Annotated in this window: 1 protein-coding gene and 1 tRNA gene; both read left to right on the top strand. The window is 40.1% G+C overall.

Annotated features, from left to right (window positions below):
• Positions 1-58 precede the first annotated feature (58 nt).
• Positions 59-130, top strand: a tRNA-Glu gene (locus tag B4C08_RS06800).
• Between the two features lie 117 nt (positions 131-247).
• Positions 248-1480: a tyrosine--tRNA ligase gene (gene tyrS, locus B4C08_RS06795; protein WP_296664121.1), complete on the top strand. Its 1233-nt coding sequence runs from the start codon at positions 248-250 to the stop codon at positions 1478-1480.
• The last annotated feature ends 98 nt before the right edge of the window (positions 1481-1578 follow it).

Raw genomic sequence — 1578 nt, 5'->3', positions numbered from 1 at the left:
GGTTCGAATCCTCCTTGGGGAATATAAGCTGGACTGCTAGTCTGGCTTTTTTTGTTTAGGTTCCTTCGTCTATCGGCTAGGACGTGACCCTCTCAAGGTCGAAAGACGGGTTCGATTCCCGTAGGAACCGTTTGCTCCTGTTTTGCGCAGGAGCTTTTTTTATGCATTTTTACTAGAAACTCATAGGAAAAAGTGATAGTCTTTTGGAACATATAAAAATCAGTATTCATTTAACTTGGAGTAGGAAATGACATTTTTTGAGGAGCTTCAGTGGCGTGGACTTGTTAAAGATGTTGCCGGGGAAGACATTGCAGACAAGCTTAACAATGAAAAAATCACATTTTACTGGGGAACAGACCCTACAGCAGACAGCCTTCACTTGGGGCATTATTCGTCTTTGGTAACAGCGAAGCGTCTTGCGCGTGCAGGTCATCATCCGATTCTTTTGGTGGGCGGCTCTACAGGTCTTATTGGCGATCCTCGTCCTACAGCAGAACGTGAAATAATCAGTCATGAAACTCTTGAAAAAAATCTTGCGGGAATAAAAAGCCAGGTTGACAGGATTTTTGAAGGAAAGGCGGAAATTGTAAACAACTATGACTGGACAAAAGATTATACTTTCCTTGAATTTTTGCGCGACATTGGAAAATACATAAACGTAAGCTATATGCTTTCAAAAGATATAATTTCACGCCGTCTGGAAACAGGAATTACTTTTGCGGAATTTTCCTACACGCTTCTGCAAGGCTATGACTTTTTGTGGCTTTACAGAAATAAAAACTGCATTCTTCAGGCCGAAGGCGCGGATCAGTGGGGAAACATAACAACAGGTCTTGAGCTTATCCGCAAAATTGAAGGCAAGGAAGCCTACGGATTTACAATGCCGCTTGTTTTGGACAAGTACGGAAATAAATTTGGAAAAAGCGCGGGAAATGCATTGTGGCTTGACTTGAATAAAACTTCGAGCTATGAGCTTTATCAGTATCTTGTGAATGTTGACGATTCAATGGTTGTTGACTACCTTAAGATTTTTACTTTCCTTTCAAAAGAGCAGATTGAAGAACTTGAAGCAAAAAACAAGGAGCACCCAGAGCTTCGCGAGGCGCACAAGGCTTTGGCACGTGAAATTATCACTGATTTGCACGGAGCAGCAGAATTCGAAAAAGCCGTGAACATAAGCAGTTCCCTTTTTTCTGGCAATGTGAAGTCTCTTAGCTTAAAGGACATTGAAATTGGATTTAAGGACGTTCCGACTGTTTCAATTTCAGAAGGTGAAAAACTGATTGATGTGCTTGTAAATAATAAAATCGCTTCAAGCAAACGCGAGGCAAGAGAATTTCTTGCGGCAGGCTCAATAACCTTAAATGGTGAAAAATCCACGGACGAAAATATGCCTTTAACAAGCCAGCTTGCAATTGAAGGAAAAGTGATTGTTCTTCGCCGCGGAAAAAAGAAAAACTACATTGTTAAATTTGGTTGAGAATTTGGCAATTTTGATTTATAATATCATGCGGTGTTTTTATAAAAGCACGCTAAAATTTTATGGGAGTAAAACAGATGAATTTTATTTTTTTAGGA

Origin of the sequence: Treponema sp. UBA753 (assembly GCF_002297325.1) — a bacterium.
Taxonomy (GTDB): Bacteria; Spirochaetota; Spirochaetia; order Treponematales; family Treponemataceae; genus Treponema_D.
This window is presented reverse-complemented; position numbering and strand designations above follow the sequence as displayed.